The sequence below is a fragment of the Streptomyces sp. NPDC059534 genome (assembly GCF_042743475.1).
Lineage (GTDB): Bacteria > Actinomycetota > Actinomycetes > Streptomycetales > Streptomycetaceae > Streptomyces.
On the sequence record NZ_JBHWAQ010000002.1, the window covers coordinates 387,827 to 405,673 of the forward strand.

22 protein-coding genes are annotated in these 17,847 nt (G+C 72.8%); 21 read left to right on the top strand and 1 reads right to left on the bottom strand.

Translation table 11 applies throughout. The annotated features are described in order from the left end of the window. The first annotated feature begins 48 nt into the window (after positions 1 to 48). The 10 genes from hisD (at position 49) to ACFVZH_RS04100 (ending at position 7,715) form a co-directional block, all read left to right on the top strand. The gene (hisD, locus tag ACFVZH_RS04055; RefSeq protein ID WP_384892776.1) at positions 49 to 1,389 is read left to right on the top strand and encodes a histidinol dehydrogenase; all 1,341 of its coding nucleotides are present in this window, start codon (positions 49 to 51) and stop codon (positions 1,387 to 1,389) included. Next, entirely contained in the window at positions 1,386 to 2,498 is a 1,113-nt protein-coding gene (locus tag ACFVZH_RS04060; protein ID WP_384892779.1) for a histidinol-phosphate transaminase, read from the top strand. The genes hisD and ACFVZH_RS04060 overlap by 4 nt, the downstream gene beginning before the upstream one ends. Beyond that, entirely contained in the window at positions 2,495 to 3,088 is a 594-nt protein-coding gene (gene hisB / locus ACFVZH_RS04065; RefSeq protein ID WP_384892782.1) for an imidazoleglycerol-phosphate dehydratase HisB, read from the top strand. Before ACFVZH_RS04060 ends, hisB begins: the two co-directional genes overlap by 4 nt. A gap of 2 nt (positions 3,089 to 3,090) precedes the next feature. Further along, positions 3,091 to 3,255 (top strand): hypothetical protein, encoded by a 165-nt coding sequence (locus ACFVZH_RS04070; RefSeq protein ID WP_384892785.1) that lies wholly within the window; start codon positions 3,091 to 3,093, stop codon positions 3,253 to 3,255. After that, positions 3,252 to 3,899: an imidazole glycerol phosphate synthase subunit HisH gene (gene hisH, locus ACFVZH_RS04075; protein WP_384892788.1), complete on the top strand. Its 648-nt coding sequence runs from the start codon at positions 3,252 to 3,254 to the stop codon at positions 3,897 to 3,899. Before ACFVZH_RS04070 ends, hisH begins: the two co-directional genes overlap by 4 nt. A gap of 2 nt (positions 3,900 to 3,901) precedes the next feature. After that, complete coding sequence (priA, locus tag ACFVZH_RS04080; protein ID WP_384892791.1) at positions 3,902 to 4,639, top strand: bifunctional 1-(5-phosphoribosyl)-5-((5-phosphoribosylamino)methylideneamino)imidazole-4-carboxamide isomerase/phosphoribosylanthranilate isomerase PriA; 738 nt, start codon at positions 3,902 to 3,904, stop codon at positions 4,637 to 4,639. Continuing rightward, positions 4,636 to 5,034, top strand: a complete 399-nt coding sequence (locus ACFVZH_RS04085) for a RidA family protein (RefSeq protein WP_384892794.1) — start codon at positions 4,636 to 4,638, stop codon at positions 5,032 to 5,034. The genes priA and ACFVZH_RS04085 overlap by 4 nt, the downstream gene beginning before the upstream one ends. After that, entirely contained in the window at positions 5,031 to 5,786 is a 756-nt protein-coding gene (hisF, locus tag ACFVZH_RS04090) for an imidazole glycerol phosphate synthase subunit HisF (RefSeq protein ID WP_384892797.1), read from the top strand. Before ACFVZH_RS04085 ends, hisF begins: the two co-directional genes overlap by 4 nt. A gap of 109 nt (positions 5,787 to 5,895) precedes the next feature. Further along, positions 5,896 to 6,483: an ArsR/SmtB family transcription factor gene (locus tag ACFVZH_RS04095; protein WP_384892800.1), complete on the top strand. Its 588-nt coding sequence runs from the start codon at positions 5,896 to 5,898 to the stop codon at positions 6,481 to 6,483. Beyond that, complete coding sequence (locus tag ACFVZH_RS04100; RefSeq protein WP_384892803.1) at positions 6,480 to 7,715, top strand: MFS transporter; 1,236 nt, start codon at positions 6,480 to 6,482, stop codon at positions 7,713 to 7,715. The genes ACFVZH_RS04095 and ACFVZH_RS04100 overlap by 4 nt, the downstream gene beginning before the upstream one ends. A gap of 125 nt (positions 7,716 to 7,840) precedes the next feature. Here the strand turns inward: ACFVZH_RS04100 and ACFVZH_RS04105 are convergent, their stop codons facing one another. Next, positions 7,841 to 8,476, bottom strand: a complete 636-nt coding sequence (locus ACFVZH_RS04105) for a TIGR03085 family metal-binding protein (protein WP_384892806.1) — start codon at positions 8,474 to 8,476, stop codon at positions 7,841 to 7,843. 84 nt (positions 8,477 to 8,560) lie between these two features. Here ACFVZH_RS04105 and hisI point away from each other — a divergent pair, with 84 nt between their 5' ends. The 11 genes from hisI to lgt all read left to right on the top strand — a co-directional run bounded on the left by hisI (position 8,561) and on the right by lgt (position 17,826). After that, positions 8,561 to 8,911: a phosphoribosyl-AMP cyclohydrolase gene (gene hisI, locus ACFVZH_RS04110; protein ID WP_384892809.1), complete on the top strand. Its 351-nt coding sequence runs from the start codon at positions 8,561 to 8,563 to the stop codon at positions 8,909 to 8,911. Positions 8,912 to 8,922: 11 nt separating this feature from the next. Further along, positions 8,923 to 10,413: an anthranilate synthase component I gene (locus ACFVZH_RS04115; RefSeq protein WP_384892812.1), complete on the top strand. Its 1,491-nt coding sequence runs from the start codon at positions 8,923 to 8,925 to the stop codon at positions 10,411 to 10,413. A gap of 14 nt (positions 10,414 to 10,427) precedes the next feature. Beyond that, positions 10,428 to 11,078: a TIGR02234 family membrane protein gene (locus ACFVZH_RS04120; RefSeq protein WP_384892815.1), complete on the top strand. Its 651-nt coding sequence runs from the start codon at positions 10,428 to 10,430 to the stop codon at positions 11,076 to 11,078. 136 nt (positions 11,079 to 11,214) lie between these two features. Beyond that, entirely contained in the window at positions 11,215 to 11,463 is a 249-nt protein-coding gene (locus ACFVZH_RS04125) for an HGxxPAAW family protein (protein ID WP_384892817.1), read from the top strand. Positions 11,464 to 11,540: 77 nt separating this feature from the next. Next, on the top strand, positions 11,541 to 12,146 hold the full coding sequence (locus ACFVZH_RS04130) for a DUF2752 domain-containing protein (RefSeq protein ID WP_384892820.1): 606 nt from the start codon (positions 11,541 to 11,543) through the stop codon (positions 12,144 to 12,146). Between the two features lie 154 nt (positions 12,147 to 12,300). Continuing rightward, on the top strand, positions 12,301 to 13,110 hold the full coding sequence (gene trpC, locus ACFVZH_RS04135) for an indole-3-glycerol phosphate synthase TrpC (protein ID WP_384892823.1): 810 nt from the start codon (positions 12,301 to 12,303) through the stop codon (positions 13,108 to 13,110). Between the two features lie 7 nt (positions 13,111 to 13,117). Further along, complete coding sequence (gene trpM, locus ACFVZH_RS04140) at positions 13,118 to 13,405, top strand: tryptophan biosynthesis modulator TrpM (protein ID WP_384892826.1); 288 nt, start codon at positions 13,118 to 13,120, stop codon at positions 13,403 to 13,405. A 384-nt stretch (positions 13,406 to 13,789) separates the two neighbouring features. Beyond that, the gene (trpB, locus tag ACFVZH_RS04145; protein ID WP_384892829.1) at positions 13,790 to 15,028 is read left to right on the top strand and encodes a tryptophan synthase subunit beta; all 1,239 of its coding nucleotides are present in this window, start codon (positions 13,790 to 13,792) and stop codon (positions 15,026 to 15,028) included. Beyond that, positions 15,025 to 15,846: a tryptophan synthase subunit alpha gene (trpA, locus tag ACFVZH_RS04150; protein ID WP_384892832.1), complete on the top strand. Its 822-nt coding sequence runs from the start codon at positions 15,025 to 15,027 to the stop codon at positions 15,844 to 15,846. Before trpB ends, trpA begins: the two co-directional genes overlap by 4 nt. A 63-nt stretch (positions 15,847 to 15,909) precedes the next feature. After that, positions 15,910 to 16,731 (top strand): DsbA family protein, encoded by an 822-nt coding sequence (locus ACFVZH_RS04155; RefSeq protein WP_384892835.1) that lies wholly within the window; start codon positions 15,910 to 15,912, stop codon positions 16,729 to 16,731. 84 nt (positions 16,732 to 16,815) lie between these two features. Continuing rightward, entirely contained in the window at positions 16,816 to 17,826 is a 1,011-nt protein-coding gene (lgt, locus tag ACFVZH_RS04160) for a prolipoprotein diacylglyceryl transferase (protein WP_384892837.1), read from the top strand. The last annotated feature ends 21 nt before the right edge of the window (positions 17,827 to 17,847 follow it).

Consider the following 17,847-nt stretch of genomic DNA (forward strand, 5'->3'; position numbering starts at 1 on the left):
CAGTGGGACGGGCGTCCGACGCTGTGGGCCGTCTGAGAGAATTGACCCGTGATCTCTCGAATCGATCTGCGCGGTGAGACCCTCCCCGAGGGTTCCGCCCTGCGCGACCTGCTGCCCCGTGCCGAGTTCGACGTGGAAGCCGCCCTGGAGAAGGTGCGGCCGATCTGCGAGGACGTCAGGCATCATGGCGCGGCAGCGGTGATCGACTACGGCGAGAAATTCGACGACGTCCGCGTCCCGAGCCTCCGCGTCCCCGCCGAGGCCATCGGCCGCGCCCTCGACGAGCTCGACCCGGCCGTCCGCGCCGCCCTCGAGGAGTCCATCCGGCGCGCCCGCCTCGTCCACCGCGAGCAGCGCCGCACCACCCACACCACCCAGGTCGTCCCCGGCGGCACGGTCACCGAGAAGTGGATCCCGGTCGAGCGCGTCGGCCTGTACGTGCCGGGTGGCCGGTCGGTCTACCCGTCCTCCGTCGTGATGAACGTCGTCCCGGCCCAGGAGGCCGGTGTCGAGGGCGTCGCCGTCGCCTCGCCCCCGCAGAAGGAGTTCGGCGGGCTGCCGCACCCCACGATCCTCGCCGCCTGCGCCCTGCTCGGCGTCGACGAGGTGTACGCGGCCGGCGGCGCCCAGGCCATCGCCATGTTCGCCTACGGCACCGAGGACACCGCCGCCGAGGCCGGCTGTGCCCCCGTCAACCTGGTCACCGGCCCCGGCAACATCTACGTGGCCGCCGCCAAGCGCCTCCTCAAGGGCCGCATCGGCATCGACGCCGAGGCCGGCCCGACGGAGATCGCGATCCTCGCCGACTCCACCGCCGACCCCGTCCACCTCGCCGCCGACCTCGTCAGCCAGGCCGAGCACGACCCGATGGCCGCCGCCGTCCTCGTCACCGACTCCGACGAGCTGGCCACCGCCACCGAGGCCGAGCTGAAGACCCAGGTCGCCGCCTCCAAGCACGTCGACGACAGGATCGTCCCGGCCCTGGCCGGCCGTCAGTCCGCGATCGTCCTCGTCCGCGACCTCGCCGACGGCCTCAAGGTCGTCGACGCGTACGGCGCCGAGCACCTGGAGATCCAGACCGCCGACGCCGCCGCCGTCGCCGACCGCGTCCGCAACGCCGGCGCGATCTTCATCGGCCCCTGGGCGCCCGTCTCGCTCGGCGACTACTGCGCCGGCTCCAACCACGTCCTGCCCACCGGCGGCTGCGCCTGCCACTCCTCGGGCCTCTCCGTGCAGTCCTTCCTGCGCGGGGTGCACATCGTGGACTACACGCGCGACGCCCTCGCCGACGTCGCCCACCACGTGGTGACGCTGGCGGAGGCCGAGGACCTCCCGGCCCACGGCGCGGCGATCAAGGCACGGTTCGGATGGAAGGTCCCCCAGCAGTGACCGAGATCCGGATCGACGACCTCCCCGTCCGGGACGAGCTGCGCGGCAAGTCCCCCTACGGCGCGCCCCAGCTCGACGTCCCCGTCCAGCTGAACACCAACGAGAACCCCTACCCGCTGCCCGAGCCCCTGGTGGCCCGGATCGCGGAGCGGGTCGCCGAGGCCGCCCGCGGCCTCAACCGCTACCCCGACCGCGACGCGGTCGAGTTGCGCACCGAGCTCGCCCGCTACCTCACCCGGACCGGCGGGCACCCGGTCGCCGTGGAGAACGTGTGGGCGGCCAACGGCTCCAACGAGGTCCTCCAGCAGCTGCTGCAGACCTTCGGCGGCCCGGGCCGTACCGCGATCGGCTTCGAGCCCTCGTACTCGATGCACGCCCTGATCGCCCGCGGCACCGGCACCGGCTGGATCTCCGGCCCGCGGAACGACGACTTCACCATCGACCTGGCGGCGGCCGAGAAGGCGATCGCCGAGCACCGGCCCGACGTCGTCTTCATCACCTCGCCCAACAACCCCACCGGCACCGCGGTCGACGCCGCGACCGTTCTCGCCCTGTACGAGGCGGCCCAGGCGGCCAAGCCCTCGATCGTCGTCGTGGACGAGGCGTACGTGGAGTTCAGCCACCGGGAGTCGCTGCTGCCGCTCCTGGAGGGCCGCCCGCACCTGGTGGTCTCCCGGACCATGTCCAAGGCGTTCGGCGCCGCCGGACTGCGCCTGGGCTACCTCGCCGCCCACCCGGCCGTGGTCGACGCCGTCCAGCTGGTCCGCCTCCCGTACCACCTCTCGGCCGTCACCCAGGCCACCGCGCTCGCCGCCCTGGAGCACACCGACACCCTCCTCGGGTACGTCGAGCAGCTCAAGGCCGAGCGCGACCGGCTCGTCACCGAGCTGCGGGCGATCGGCTGCGAGGTCACCGACTCCGACGCCAACTTCGTGCAGTTCGGGAAGTTCGCCGACACGCACGCGGCCTGGCAGCGGATCCTCGACCGGGGCGTCCTGGTCCGGGACAACGGCGTACCGGGATGGCTGCGGGTCACCGCCGGCACCCCCGAAGAGAACGACGCGTTCCTCGACGCGGTCCGTGAACTGATGAAGGAGCAGGAACGATGAGCCGCGTAGGCCGCGTTGAGCGCACCACCAAGGAGACCTCCGTCGTCGTCGAGATCGACCTCGACGGCACCGGCAAGGTCGACGTGTCGACCGGGGTCGGCTTCTACGACCACATGCTCGACCAGCTCGGCCGGCACGGTCTGTTCGACCTGACCGTCAAGACCGACGGCGACCTGCACATCGACTCGCACCACACCATCGAGGACACCGCCCTCGCCCTCGGCGCCGCCTTCAAGCAGGCCCTCGGCGACAAGGTCGGCATCTACCGCTTCGGCAACTGCACCGTCCCGCTGGACGAGTCGCTCGCCCAGGTGACCGTCGACCTCTCGGGCCGCCCGTACCTCGTGCACACCGAGCCCGAGAACCTGGCGCCGATGATCGGCTCGTACGACACGACGATGACCCGGCACATCTTCGAGTCCTTCGTCGCCCAGGCGCAGATCGCGCTGCACATCCACGTGCCGTACGGGCGCAACGCCCACCACATCGTGGAGTGCCAGTTCAAGGCCCTCGCCCGCGCGCTCCGCTACGCCGCCGAGCGCGACCCGCGCGCCGCCGGAATCCTCCCCTCCACGAAGGGCGCGCTCTAGTCGTGAACGGCCTCTCCACCATCCTCATCGTCGTCGGGCTCTTCCTGCTCGGCGGCATCTACTCCTTCGTCAAGCAGCAGATGCCCAAGGGCCTGATCCTGCTCGTCGGCTTCGGAGCCGTGATGTGCCTCGGCGCCGGCGTGCTCCGTCTGGACGTGTGGTCATGAGCGTGACCCCCGCGAAGAAGGTCGTCGTCTTCGACTACGGCTTCGGCAACGTCCGCTCCGCCGAGCGCGCGCTCGCCCGGGTCGGCGCCGACGTCGAGATCACCCGCGACTATGACAAGGCCATGAACGCCGACGGGCTCCTCGTCCCCGGCGTCGGCGCCTTCTCCGCCTGCATGAAGGGCCTCAAGGAGGCCCGCGGCGAATGGATCATCGGCCGCCGGCTCTCCGGCGGCCGCCCGGTCATGGGCATCTGCGTCGGCATGCAGATCCTCTTCGCCCACGGCATCGAGCACGGCGTGGAGAGCGAGGGCCTCGACGAGTGGCCCGGTACGGTCGAGCCGCTGAACGCCCCCGTCGTCCCCCACATGGGCTGGAACACGGTCGACGCCCCCGAGGGCAGCGAGCTCTTCGCGGGCCTCGACGCCGACGCCCGGTACTACTTCGTGCACTCCTACGCGGTGCGCGCCTGGGAGCTGGAAGTCGGCAACCCCCACATCCGCGCCCCCAAGGTCACCTGGGCCACGCACGGCGAGCCGTTCGTCGCGGCGGTCGAGAACGGGGCCCTGTGGGCCACCCAGTTCCACCCCGAGAAGTCCGGCGACGCCGGAGCCCAGCTCCTCACCAACTGGATCGGAACCCTGTGACTGTGTCGTCCGGAAGCCTGCTCGAACTCCTCCCCGCCGTCGACGTCCGCGACGGCCAGGCCGTCCGCCTCGTGCACGGTGAATCCGGCACCGAGACCTCCTACGGCTCCCCGCTCGAAGCGGCCCTCGCCTGGCAGCGCTCCGGCGCCGAGTGGCTGCACCTGGTCGACCTCGACGCCGCCTTCGGCACCGGCGACAACCGCGACCTGGTCCGTCAGGTCACCGAGGCCATGGACATCAAGGTCGAGCTCTCCGGCGGCATCCGCGACGACGCCTCGCTCGCCGCGGCCCTCGCCACCGGCTGCACCCGCGTCAACCTGGGCACCGCCGCCCTGGAGACCCCCGAGTGGGTCGCCAAGGTCATCGCCGAGTTCGGCGACAGGATCGCCGTCGGCCTCGACGTGCGCGGCACCACCCTCCGCGGCCGGGGCTGGACCCGAGACGGCGGCGACCTGTACGAGACGCTGGCCCGCCTCGACTCCGAGGGCTGCGCCCGCTACGTCGTCACCGACATCGCCAAGGACGGCACCCTCCAGGGCCCCAACCTGGAGCTCCTGAAGAACGTCTGCGCGGCCACCGACCGGCCCGTCGTCGCCTCCGGCGGCGTCTCGTCCCTGGACGACCTGCGGGCCCTGTCCGGTCTCGTGCCGCTCGGCGTCGAGGGCGCGATCGTCGGCAAGGCGCTGTACGCCAAGGCGTTCACCCTCGAAGAGGCCCTGGAGGCGGTGGCGTCGGCATGACCGATTCCGTACGCAAGGTCGTCACCGGGGCTCCCTGGGAGGAGCAGTTCGGCTACTCCCGCGCGGTGGAGCTGCCGAACGGTCTGGTCCTCGTCTCCGGCTGTACGTCGGTGATCGGCGGCCAGATCGCCGGCGGAGGCCCGTACGAGCAGGCGATCAACTCCTTCAACGTGGCCTTCGACGCGCTCAAGAAGCTCGGCCTGGGCCCGGAGGACGTGGTCCGCACCCGGATGTACCTCACCCACGCCCGGGACGTGGACGAGGTCGGCCGTGCGCACAAGGAGCTGTTCGACGCCGTCCGCCCGGCGGCCTCGATGATCATCGTCTCCGGCTTCGTCGACCCGAGCCTGGTCGTCGAGGTCGAGATCGAGGCATACAGGAGTGGTGCGGCATGAGCCTCGCCGTACGCGTGATCCCCTGCCTGGACGTGGACAACGGCCGGGTCGTCAAGGGCGTCAACTTCCAGAACCTCCGGGACGCCGGAGACCCCGTCGAGATGGCCAAGCTGTACGACGCCGAGGGCGCCGACGAGCTGACCTTCCTCGACATCACCGCCTCCTCCGGCAACCGGGAGACCACCTACGACGTGGTGCGCCGCACCGCCGAGCAGGTCTTCATCCCGCTGACCGTCGGCGGCGGCGTCCGGTCGGCGGAGGACGTCGACAAGCTGCTGCGGGCCGGGGCCGACAAGGTGGGCGTCAACACCGCGGCCATCGAGCGCCCCGAGCTGATCCAGGAGATCGCGGAGCGCTTCGGCCGGCAGGTGCTCGTCCTGTCCGTGGACGCGCGCCGCACCGAGTCCGGGTCCTTCGAGGTCACCACGCACGGCGGCCGCCGGGGCACCGGCATCGACGCCGTCGAGTGGGCGCACCGCGCCGCCGAGCTGGGCGCGGGCGAGATCCTGCTCAACTCGATGGACGCGGACGGCACCAAGGACGGCTACGACACCGAGATGATCGCGGCGGTGCGCACGCACGTGACCGTGCCGGTGATCGCGAGCGGGGGAGCGGGCAAGCTCGCCGACTTCCCGCCGGCCGTGGCGGCGGGCGCGGACGCGGTGCTCGCGGCCTCCGTCTTCCACTTCGGCGACCTGCGGATCTCGCAGGTCAAGGACGCGCTGCGGGAGGCGGGCCACCCGGTCCGCTGACCTGCCGTCATGAAGGGCCCCCTCGGGGGCCCTTCGCTTTCCCGGAATGCGCAGGATCTATTGCGCAATTTATGTTGTGCAACTTTTCCTTCGCATCTAAGGTCGTGTCATGACCTCGCCGGAGAACCGCCGGATCACCGATCTCGGCACCCTCAAGGCCATCTCGCACCCGCTGCGGATGCGCCTCTACCGCGCCCTCTTCGTGGCCCGCACCGCCACCGCCTCCCAGCTGGCCGACCAGGTCGACGAGGCCGTCTCGCTCGTCAGCTACCACCTGCGCAAGCTCGCCGACCACGGCCTCATCGAAGAGGCCGAGACCCAGTCGGCCGACGGGCGGGAGCGCTGGTGGCAGCCCAGCTCGTACGGCTTCAGCATCCACGACGAGGACCTCCGCGACGCCCCCGAACTGGCCGCGGCGAGCGCCGCCTTCGGCCGTACGGTCGAAGAACAGCGCGGCGGGATGTACGCCCGCTTCCTCGACGAGCGGCACACCTGGTCCGACGAGTGGCGCGCCGCCTCCATCAGCTCCGAATGGCTGCCCCGCCTCACCGCCGCGGAGCTCGCCGCCCTCGGCGCCGAACTGGACGCCGTCCTGCGGAAGTACGACCAGCAGGCCCGCGCGGCCGAGGCCGCCGGCGACACCGAGGGCCGCGAGAACGTCTCCGTCCACCTCCGCGGCTTCCCCTACCGCGCATGACCGCCACCCTCCTCGCCGCCGTGGAGCGGCCCGCCCACCGCGACCCCCAGGTCCTGCGCTGGCTCGGCGCCTACACCGCCTCCACCCTCGGCGACAGCGTCTACCACCTCGCCCTCTCCTGGGCCGCGGTCCGCGGCGGCAGCCCCGCCGAGGCCGGACTCGTCCTCGCCGTCAGCGCCGTACCCCGCGCCCTGCTGATGCTCGGCGGGGGAGTCGTGGCCGACCGCTTCGGCCCGCGCCGGGTCGTCATCGCCTCCGACACCGTCCGCTGCCTCGTCGTCCTCCTCGTCGCCGCGCTGCTCCTCGTGGCCTCGCCCACCCTCTGGACGCTGGCCGGCATCGCCCTCGTCTTCGGCATCGTCGACGCCCTGTTCATGCCCGCGGTCGGCGCCCTGCCGCCCCGGCTCGCCCCGCACGACCAGCTCGCCCGCGTCCAGGGCATGCGGGGCCTCGCCTACCGCTCCGGAGCCGTCCTCGGCGCCCCGCTCGGCGGCCTCGCGGTCGCCCTGGGCGGGCCCGGCATCGCGTTCGCCGTCGCCGGAGCGCTCTTCGCCCTCTCCCTGCCCCTGCTGCTCGGCCTCCGGCTCCGCCCGCTGTCCGGCGCGGCCGAGGACCGGAGCGGCACCGCCCTCGGCGACCTCGCCGCCGGCCTGCGCTACCTGCGCGGCCACCGGGTCCTCGGCCCGCTGATGATCGTCATCGCCCTCAGCGACCTCGGCTTCGTCGGCCCGCTCAACGTCGGCCTCGCGCTGCTCTCCGACGAACGCGGCTGGGGCGCCGCCGGCATCGGCTGGATCCTCGCCGGCTTCGGGGTCGGCGCGGGCGGCGCCTCGCTGCTGCTCAGCGTCAAGGGCCGGGTGCCGCGCGCCGGCGCCGTCCTCGGCTGGAGCATGGCCGTCGGCGCCGTCTCGATCGGCGCGCTCGCCTACGTCCCGCAGCTGCCCCTGGCCGTGGCCGTCGCCCTCTCCGTGGGCCTGCTCGCCGGGCTCTCCGGAGCCCTGTGCGGGGCCCTCGTCCAGACCGAGTGCGACCCCGCCTACCTCGGCCGCGTCTCGGCCGTCTCCGGCCTGTGCAGCCTCGGCCTCGCCCCGCTCGGCTTCCCGCTCACGGGCGCCGCGATCGGCCTGTGGGGCGTCGGCCCGGTCTTCACCACCAGCGCCGCGGTCTGCGCCCTGGCGGGCCTGTACGGCCTCTCGGTCCGCGCCGTCCGCCGCGCCGAGCTGCCCCGCTAGCGGGAGTCCTCCGGATCGGTCCTGTCCGGAGGACGTCCCGGCCCCGGATCCGCGGCCTCGGATCCGCGGCCTCGGATCCCAGCCTCAGATCCGCAGCCTCGGATCCCAGCCTCAGATCCGCGGCCTCAGATCCCCAGCTGCTTCGTCTCCCGCAGCCGCTCGATCGCGTCCGGCTCGCCGTCCAGCGCCACCTTGGCCACGTCCTGCCGCCCGTAGAGGTACATCACCAGCTCGCCCGGCTCCCCGGAGGCGGTCACCACCGGGGTGCCGCGGTGGGCGACCGCCGTCTGGCCGTTCGGGCGGCGCAGCACCAGGCCGACCGGGGCCTTGCGGCCCAGCAGCCGGGCCATCCGCTCCAGCCGCGACCAGAGGGCGTCGGCGAAGACCGGGTCGAGCTCGCGGGCCGACCAGTCGGGCTGGGCACGCCGTACGTCCTCCGCGTGGACGTAGAACTCGACGACGTTCGCCCCCTCGTCCACCTGCTTGATCATGAACGGCGAGAACCGCGGCGGCCCCGTCCGGATCAGCCGGATCAGCTCCTCGTACGGCTTGTCGGCGAACTCCGCCTGCACCCGGTCCTGCCGCTCCTTGAGCGCCGGTACGAGGGATCCGGCCGCCGCGTCCGGCCGTCGCTCGCGCACCACCACATGGGCGGCCAGGTCCCGGGTCCGCCACCCCTCGCAGAGCGTCGGGGCGTCCGGGCCCGCCGCCTCCAACAGATCGGCGAGCAGAAGCCGTTCACGTTTCGCATGGGTCGACATGCCCGCCAGCGTACGACCGGGGCGCGCGGTCCGCCCAGTGGACGCCCCACCGGACACCACCCCGGGGCGCGGCACAATGGCGCCATGAGCAGCAATCTCGACCCGGCCCTCTCCGCCCGGCTCAAGCGCAGCCCCGACGGGCTCGTCCCCGCCATCGCCCAGCAGTACGACACCGGCGAGGTGCTGATGCTCGGCTGGATGGACGACGAGGCCCTGCACCGCACCCTCACCACCGGCCGCGCCACCTACTGGTCCCGCAGCCGCCGCGAGTACTGGGTGAAGGGCGACACCTCCGGCCACGTCCAGCACGTCAAGTCCGTCGCCCTCGACTGCGACGCCGACACCGTCCTCGTCAAGGTCGACCAGGTCGGGGCCGCCTGCCACACCGGCACCCGCACCTGCTTCGACACCGACGTGCTCCCCGTATCCCAGTAAGGTCTGGCGCCATGGATCTCGAGACCTTCCGCAAGCTGGCGGCCGACCGCCGCGTCATCCCCGTCAGCCGCAGGCTCCTCGCGGACGGCGACACCCCGGTCGGGCTCTACCGCAAGCTCGCCGCCGAACGGCCCGGCACCTTCCTCCTCGAATCCGCGGAGAACGGCCGCTCCTGGTCCCGCTACTCCTTCATCGGAGTGCGCAGCGACGCCACCCTGACGGTGCGGGACGGCGAGGCCCACTGGCTCGGCACCCCGCCCGTCGGCGTCCCCGTGGACGGCGACCCCCTCCAGGCCCTGCGCGCCACCGTCGAGACCCTCCACACCCCCCGCGACCTCGCGTCCGGGATGCCCCCGTTCACCGGCGGCATGGTCGGCTACCTCGGATACGACATCGTCCGCCGCCTGGAGAGGATCGGCGACTCGACCCGGGACGACCTGGAGCTCCCCGAGCTCACCATGCTCCTCACCAGCGACCTCGCCGTCCTCGACCACTGGGACGGCTCGGTCCTGCTGATCGCCAACGCGATCAACCACAACGACCTGGAGACCGGCGTCGACGAGGCGTACGCGCACGCCGTCGCCCGCCTCGACGCCATGCAGGCCGACCTGGCCCGCCCCGTCGCCACCGCCCCCACCGCCCTCCCGGCCTCCGAACTGCCCGAGTTCTCCGCCCTCTGGGGCGGCCCGGCCTACCAGGACGCCGTCGAGGACATCAAGGAGCGCATCCGGGCCGGCGAGGCGTTCCAGGTCGTGCCCTCGCAGCGCTTCGAGACCCCGTGCGCGGCCTCCGCGCTCGACGTCTACCGGGTCCTGCGGGCCACCAACCCCTCCCCGTACATGTACCTCTTCCGCTTCGAGAACGGCTTCGACGTCGTCGGATCCAGCCCCGAGGCCCTCGTCAAGGTCGAGGACGGACGGGCGATGCTCCACCCCATCGCCGGCACCCGGCACCGGGGCGCCACCCCGCAGGAGGACCACGACCTCGCCGAGGAACTGCTCGCCGACCCCAAGGAGCGCGCCGAGCACCTCATGCTCGTCGACCTCGGCCGCAACGACCTCGGCCGGGTCTGCGCGCCCGGCTCGGTGGAGGTCGTCGACTTCATGTCGATCGAGCGGTACTCGCACGTCATGCACATCGTCTCCACCGTGACCGGCCGGGTCGCCGAGGGACGGACCGCCTTCGACGTCCTCACCGCCTGCTTCCCGGCGGGCACGCTCTCCGGCGCGCCCAAGCCCCGCGCGATGCAGATCATCGAGGAGCTCGAACCCTCCCGCCGCGGCCTGTACGGCGGATGTGTCGGTTATCTCGATTTCGCCGGGGACGCGGACACCGCCATCGCCATCCGCACCGCCCTGCTCCGCGACGGAACGGCGTACGTGCAGGCCGGAGCGGGTGTCGTGGCCGACTCCGACCCGGTCGCCGAGGACGACGAGTGCCGCAACAAGGCCGCGGCCGTACTCCGGGCCGTCCACACCGCCAACCGGATGAACGGCAACTGAGCACGTAGGGGATAGTGGGGTACGTGAGTGCCGTACCCGTACCCCAGCCCCGGGCCGCCCGCGCGGCCGTCCCCACCGGCGGCCGTCGCAGCCTGGCCGCGGCCCTCCTCCTCGGCGCCCTGGGCGCCACCGTCGTCCTGCTCTCCGCCGGCCAGATCTGGGCCGAGGGCACCGCGTCCGTCGGCGGCGGCAGCGTCCCCGTCGAGGCCGACGGCGGCGCCGTCACCGGCGTGCCGACCGCTCTCGCGATCGTCGGCCTCGCCGCCCTCTTCGCCGTCTTCGCCGTCCGCCGCACCGGCCGCACCCTCGTCGCCGCGCTCCTCGCGCTCAGCGGCGCCGGTGCCGCGCTCGCCGCGTTCCTCGGCGCCTCCGACAGCGCCGCCCTCGACGCCGAGGCCGCCCGCATCAGCGGCGACACCGCGGCCGCCGTGGCCGGCCTGACCCACACCGCCTGGCCGTACGTGACCGCCGCCGGCGCCGTCCTCATCCTGCTCGCCGGCCTCTTCGCCCTGCGCTTCGGCAAGAACTGGCCCGGGATGGGCGGCCGCTACGAGCGGACCGGAAACCCGCGCGCCGGGCGCGCCGCCGCCGCGGCCGACCCGGACCGGCCCGAGGACCTGTGGAAGGCCCTGGACCGCGGCGAGGACCCCACGCACGGAGGCTGAGCGCCGGGCCGGCCGCGACGCGTGATCGTCGCGGCACCCCCGATTCATCCCCGCGCGCCCGTGTGCGGGACAATGAGCGCAGAGTGTCCGCGCACGCGAGACCTCACCATCGAGCAACTGCAACGAGGAGCAACTCATGGCGGGCAGCGCCCACGGACACACCCCGGCCGCCTGGACCGGTGTCATCATCTCCTTCATCGGCTTCTGCATCGCCGGCGTCTTCATGGTGGCCGCCAACGTGCCCGGTTTCTGGGCCGGCATGGGTGTCATCGTCCTCGGCGGCATCGTCGGCGGCGGGATGAAGGCGGCGGGCCTCGGCATGCCGAAGGACTCGGCCGCCGTCGTCGCCGCCCGCGAGGCCGCGACCGCGCAGGCCCGTTCCTGACGCGACACGACGAACCCGAGGGCGCAGTCCGGCCGTGCCGGGCTGCGCCCTCGCGCGTCAGGGGCGAGAATCACCGGGTGGACACGCACCCGACGGCCGGAGCCGTGACCGACGATTCCCCCACCCGACCGGGTGAATCCACCCCGCCGGGGGACGCACCGCCGGGGCACGCGCCGGCGGTGTCCGGGCCGTCCAGGCCGCAGGGCCACGTACCTCAGGGCCACGTACCGCCGGGCCACGCACCGCCGGGGTACCCGCCACCCGGGTACGCGCCGCCGCCGCCCCGGTCGCTCGCCCGGCGGCTGCTCGCGCCGGTCGGGACGCTCGTCGGGGTCGCCGCCGCGTTCGCGTACGTGGGGACCGTCGACCCCAACGAACCCGGGCACTACCCCGTCTGCCCGCTGCTCCGCTTCACCGGCGTGTACTGCCCCGGGTGCGGCGGACTCCGCAGCGCCCACGCCTTCGTCACCGGCGACCTGCCGGCCGCCCTGGGCGCCAACGCCCTGGCCGTCGTCGGCTACGGACTCTTCGCCGTCGTCATGGTCGTCTGGCTGATTCGCGCCGCCCGCGGGCAGCCGATGCGCCTGGCGATCCCCCCGGTCTGGTGGTGGGGGATCGGGGCCGTCCTCGCCCTCTTCACCCTCGTCCGGAACCTTCCCTTCGGCTCCGTCCTGGCCCCCTGAGGGGCCGCTACGGGCCCTCGGGGACCCCGACGGGAGTCCCAGCAGATGGGACGCCGCTCCGGCCGATGCGAGTCCGGGGCCGTCCTGCGGATAGGATCGAAGTGGCTGAACCTGTTTCATCACCACCATCACCGTCCCGGAAGGGGGCCCTCGCGTGAGTGTGCTCGACGAGATCATCGAAGGCGTACGCGCCGACCTCGCAGAGCGACAGGCGCGGGTCACCCTCGACGAGCTCAAGGAGCGCGCCGCCAAGGCGCCGCAGGCCAAGGACGGCGTCGCCGCACTGCGCGGAGACGGCGTCAAGGTGATCTGCGAGGTCAAGCGCTCCAGCCCGTCCAAGGGGGCACTCGCCGCGATCGCCGATCCGGCCGGACTCGCCGCGGACTACGAGGCGGGCGGCGCCGCCGTCATCTCCGTCCTCACCGAGCAGCGCCGCTTCGGCGGCTCGCTCGCCGACCTCGAAGCCGTCCGGGCCCGGGTCGACATCCCGGTCCTGCGCAAGGACTTCATCGTCACCGCCTACCAGCTCTGGGAGGCCCGGGCGTACGGAGCGGATCTCGCGCTCCTCATCGTCGCCGCCCTGGAGCAGGAGGCGCTGGTCTCCCTCATCGAGCGTGCCGAGTCCATCGGGCTGACCCCGCTGGTCGAGGTCCACGACGAGGAGGAGGCCGAGCGCGCCGTCGAGGCGGGCGCCCGGATCATCGGCGTCAACGCGCGGAACCTCAAGACCCTCAAGGTCGACCGCACCACCTTCGAGCGCGTCGCCCCCGAGATCCCGGCGCACATCGTCAAGGTCGCCGAGTCCGGCGTCCGCGGCCCGCACGACCTCATCGCCTACGCCAACGCCGGCGCCGACGCGGTCCTGGTCGGCGAGTCCCTGGTCACCGGCCGCGACCCCAAGGCCGCCGTCGCCGACCTGGTCGCCGCCGGCGCCCACCCGGCCCTCCGGCACGGCCGGAGCTGACCGCGCCATGACCCTCGTCCGCGCCACGCCGACCGCCCTGGGCTTCGCCCCGGGCGGCCCGGTCGTGCCCGCGGACGCCTCGGGCCGCCGCGGCCGGCTCCGTACGGCCGCCGCTCCCGTCTCCAAGCACGCCCCGCTGGCCAGGGGCTGCCGACCGCGTGGCTGCCGCGCGCCCGCCCGCCGTGTCCACGGCCGCCGGGTCCGCTACGTCATCGGCTCCGAGCCCGGCCAGGTCAACGGCATGCGATGGCGCCCGCGCCTGGCGCGCACCTTCACGAACACCAGCAACGCCTAGCCGTTCAGGCCCTGGCCGTCAGCTCCGCCCCTCCGTTGTGCCCACCCGTTCCGCTGGGGCGGAACGGGTGGGCACAACGGAACGGCGCCCCGTGCCGGGCTTGGGCTTCCGCGCCTGAACCCGCCCCCCGTGCGCGCCGCAGTGCTTGCGCGGGTCGGTACAAGGGGCGGAGGCGCCCGCCATGGGCGCCGCCCCGTATGCCCACCCGTCCCGCACAGCGGGACGATTGCCCACCCGGGCGGTGGGCGAGGGCGGCAGGTGGCGGACTCGGCCAAGGCTGCGGCCCGGCGGCCGACCGTGTTGCCGTACGTGAGCGTGGCGCGCGCATAACGTGACCATCAACCACACGTATCCCGGGGCACCCGCCCCGCGAGGAGCATCCGCATGTCGAGCGAGTTCTTCATCCCGGACCTGGAAGGCCAGGTCCCGTCCGCCGAGGGCTACTTCGGCGACTACGGCGGCAAGTTCATCCCGGAGGCGCTCGTCGCCGCCGTGGACGAGGTCGCCGTGGAGTACGACAAGGCGAAGGCCGACCCGGAGTTCGCGCGCGAACTCAACGACCTGATGGTCAACTACACGGGCCGTCCGAGCGCCCTGACCGAGGTGCCCCGGTTCGCCGAGCACGCGGGCGGCGCCCGGATCTTCCTCAAGCGCGAGGACCTGAACCACACCGGCTCGCACAAGATCAACAACGTGCTCGGCCAGGCGCTGCTGACCAAGCGCATGGGCAAGACGCGGGTCATCGCCGAGACCGGCGCCGGCCAGCACGGCGTGGCCACGGCCACCGCCTGCGCCCTGTTCGGCCTCGACTGCACCATCTACATGGGCGAGGTCGACACCCAGCGCCAGGCCCTGAACGTGGCCCGGATGCGGATGCTCGGCGCCGAGGTCATCGCCGTCAAGTCCGGCAGCCGCACCCTCAAGGACGCCATCAACGAGGCGTTCCGCGACTGGGTCGCGAACGTCGACCGGACGCACTACCTGTTCGGCACCGTGGCCGGCCCGCACCCCTTCCCCGCCATGGTCCGCGACTTCCACCGGGTCATCGGCGTCGAGGCCCGCCGCCAGCTCCTGGAGCGCGCCGGGCGGCTGCCCGACGCGGCGATCGCCTGCGTCGGCGGCGGCTCCAACGCCATCGGCCTCTTCCACGCGTTCGTCCCGGACGCGGGCGTCCGCCTGATCGGCTGCGAGCCGGCCGGCCACGGCGTCGAGACCGGCGAGCACGCGGCCACCCTCACCGCCGGCGAGCCCGGCATCCTGCACGGTTCGCGCAGCTACGTCCTCCAGGACGAGGAGGGCCAGATCACCGAGCCGTACTCGATCTCGGCGGGCCTCGACTACCCGGGCATCGGCCCGGAGCACGCGTACCTCAAGGACAGCGGGCGCGGCGAGTACCGCGCCGTCACCGACGACGCCGCCATGCAGGCGCTTCGGCTGCTCTCCCGTACCGAGGGCATCATCCCGGCCATCGAGTCGGCGCACGCCCTCGCCGGGGCCCTGGAGGTCGGCAAGGAGCTGGGCAAGGACGCCCTGCTCCTCGTCAACCTCTCGGGACGCGGCGACAAGGACATGGACACGGCCGCCCGCTACTTCGGGCTGTACGACGGGGAGGGCTCCAAGTGACGACCGGAAACATCCAGCTGCTCGGTGACACCCTCGCCAAGGCGAAGGCCGAGGACCGTGCCGCGCTGATCGCCTATCTGCCGGCCGGGTTCCCGACCGTCGACGGCGGCATCGCGGCGATCAAGGCCGCCTTCGACGGCGGCGCCGACGTGGTCGAGGTCGGTCTCCCGCACAGCGACCCGGTCCTCGACGGGCCGGTCATCCAGACCGCCGACGACATCGCCCTGCGCGGCGGCGTCAAGATCGCCGACGTCATGCGGACGGTCCGCGAGGCCCACGAGGCCACCGGCAAGCCGGTCCTCGTCATGACGTACTGGAACCCGATCGACCGCTACGGCATCGAGCGCTTCACCGAGGAGCTCGCCGCGGCCGGCGGCGCGGGCTGCATCCTGCCCGACCTGCCGGTCCAGGAGTCGGCCGTGTGGCGCGAGCACGCCGACAAGCGCGGTCTCGCCACCGTCTTCGTCGTCGCGCCGAGCAGCAAGGACGCGCGGCTGGCCACCATCACGGCGGCCGGTTCCGGCTTCGTCTACGCCGCCTCGCGCATGGGCGTCACCGGCACCCGCGCGTCGGTCGGCGAACAGGCCGCCGACCTGGTCCGCCGTACCCGGGCCACCTCCGAGCTGCCGGTCTGCGTCGGCCTCGGCGTCTCCAACGCCGCCCAGGCCAAGGAGGTCGCCGGCTTCGCCGACGGCGTCATCGTCGGTTCCGCCTTCGTGCAGCGCATCCTCGACGCCGACGGCGACGAGGCCGCCGGGCTCGCCGCCGTAAGGGAACTGGCGGGCGAACTCGCCGAGGGTGTCCGCCGCGTTTCGTAACCCATTCGGGTGGACCTGCGACCGGGGAGGCGCGTACGCGCCTCCCCGGTTCGTTCCTGAGGCGTGAGCGAGAACAACCGTGGTGACGGTAACCGGAGCGCGCGGGAGCGCCTCCAGCAGCAGCGCGAGCGCGACAAGGCACGCGAGAAGCAGCGGCGCGTCCTGATCGTGTCCGCGGCGGTGGTCGGGGTCCTCGGCCTGGCCGCGGTCGTCGGGGTGATCGCCGCGAACAGCGACAAGGACGGCGGTTCCGACAAGGCCGGCCCGGTGGTCGCGCCGACCGGATCGATCGAGGGCGACAAGCCCGCGATCCCCACGGGCCGGGCGGACGCCCCGTCCACGCTCGCGATCTGGGAGGACTTCCGCTGCCCGGCGTGCGCCCAGTTCGAGAACGTCATGCGGGACACCATCCACGAGCTCGAGGCGTCCGGCGCGCTCAAGGCCGAGTACCACCTCGCCACCCTCATCGACGGGAACATGGGCGGCAGCGGCTCGCTGCGCGCGGCGAACGCGGCCGCGTGCGCCCAGGACGCGGGGAAGTTCACCGCGTACCACGACACGCTCTACAGCAACCAGCCGCCGGAGACGGACGACGCCTTCGGCAAGAACGACAAGCTGATCGAGCTGGCGGCGAAGGTGCCGGGGCTCGACACGCCGGAGTTCCGCGGTTGCGTGCAGGACGGCACGCACGACAGCTGGGTCGCGAAGTCGAACGAGGCATTCCAGAACGGCGGCTTCCGCGGCACGCCGTCGGTCCTCCTCAACGGCGAATCGATCTTCCCGACCAAGGGGAACGAGCAGATCTCCCCGGAGAACCTGAAGAAGTGGGTCGCCGAGGCCAACAAGGGCAAGAAGGCCGCCACGGCCTCGCCCTCGGCCGGCTGAGCCGCCTCCGGCGGGGTTAGTTACCCATACGTTGCCGGGTGGGCTGCCGTCCCGCCCGCCCGGCAGGGTAGCGTCGGTCCTGCCATGGACCTTGCCTATATTCCCAGCCCGTCGACCGGCGTGATCAACCTCGGACCGATCCCGCTGCGCGGCTATGCCTTCTGCATCATCATCGGTGTCTTCGTCGCCGTCTGGTACGGCAACAAGCGCTGGATCGCCCGGGGCGGCACTGCCGGCACCGTGGCCGACATCGCCGTCTGGGCGGTGCCCTTCGGCCTCGTCGGCGGACGCCTCTACCACGTGATCACCGACTACCAGCTGTACTTCAGCGAGGGTGAGAACTGGGTCGACGCCTTCAAGATCTGGGAGGGCGGCCTCGGTATCTGGGGCGCCATCGCGCTCGGCGCGGTCGGTGCCTGGATCGGCTGCCGCCGACGGGGCATCCCGCTCCCGGCGTACGCGGACGCCATCGCCCCCGGCATCGCCTTCGCCCAGGCCATCGGCCGCTGGGGCAACTGGTTCAACCAGGAGCTCTACGGCCGGCCGACCGACCTGCCCTGGGCCCTGAAGATCACCGAGGGGGCGAACCGCGAGGCCGGGCTCTACCACCCGACCTTCCTCTACGAGTCGCTCTGGTGCGTCGGCGTCGGCTTCCTCGTGATCTGGGCCGATCGGCGCTTCAAGCTCGGCCACGGGCGCGCCTTCGCGGTCTACGTGGCCGCGTACTGCGCGGGCCGTGTCTGGACCGAGTACCTGCGCGTCGACGAGGCGCACCACGTGCTCGGCCTGCGGCTGAACGTGTGGACGGCGATCATCGTCTTCGTGCTCGCGGTGGTCTACATCGTGGTCTCGTCGCGGCTGCGGCCGGGACGCGAGGAGATCGTGGAACCGAAGGCGGAGAAGTCCGAGACCTCCGAGGACTCCGAGGGCTCCGAGAAGTCGGCGAAGTCGGCGAAGTCGGCGAAGGACGAGGCGTCCGCGAAGGGCGAGGACGACGTCGCGGGCGGGGAGCCCGAGGACTCCGTCCGGGACGACGCCGCGGAGAACGAGGAACACGGTGCCGGCAACGGCGCCGGATCGGCCGCCAAGAGCTGATCCGTCCGCAGTCGAGGGGCC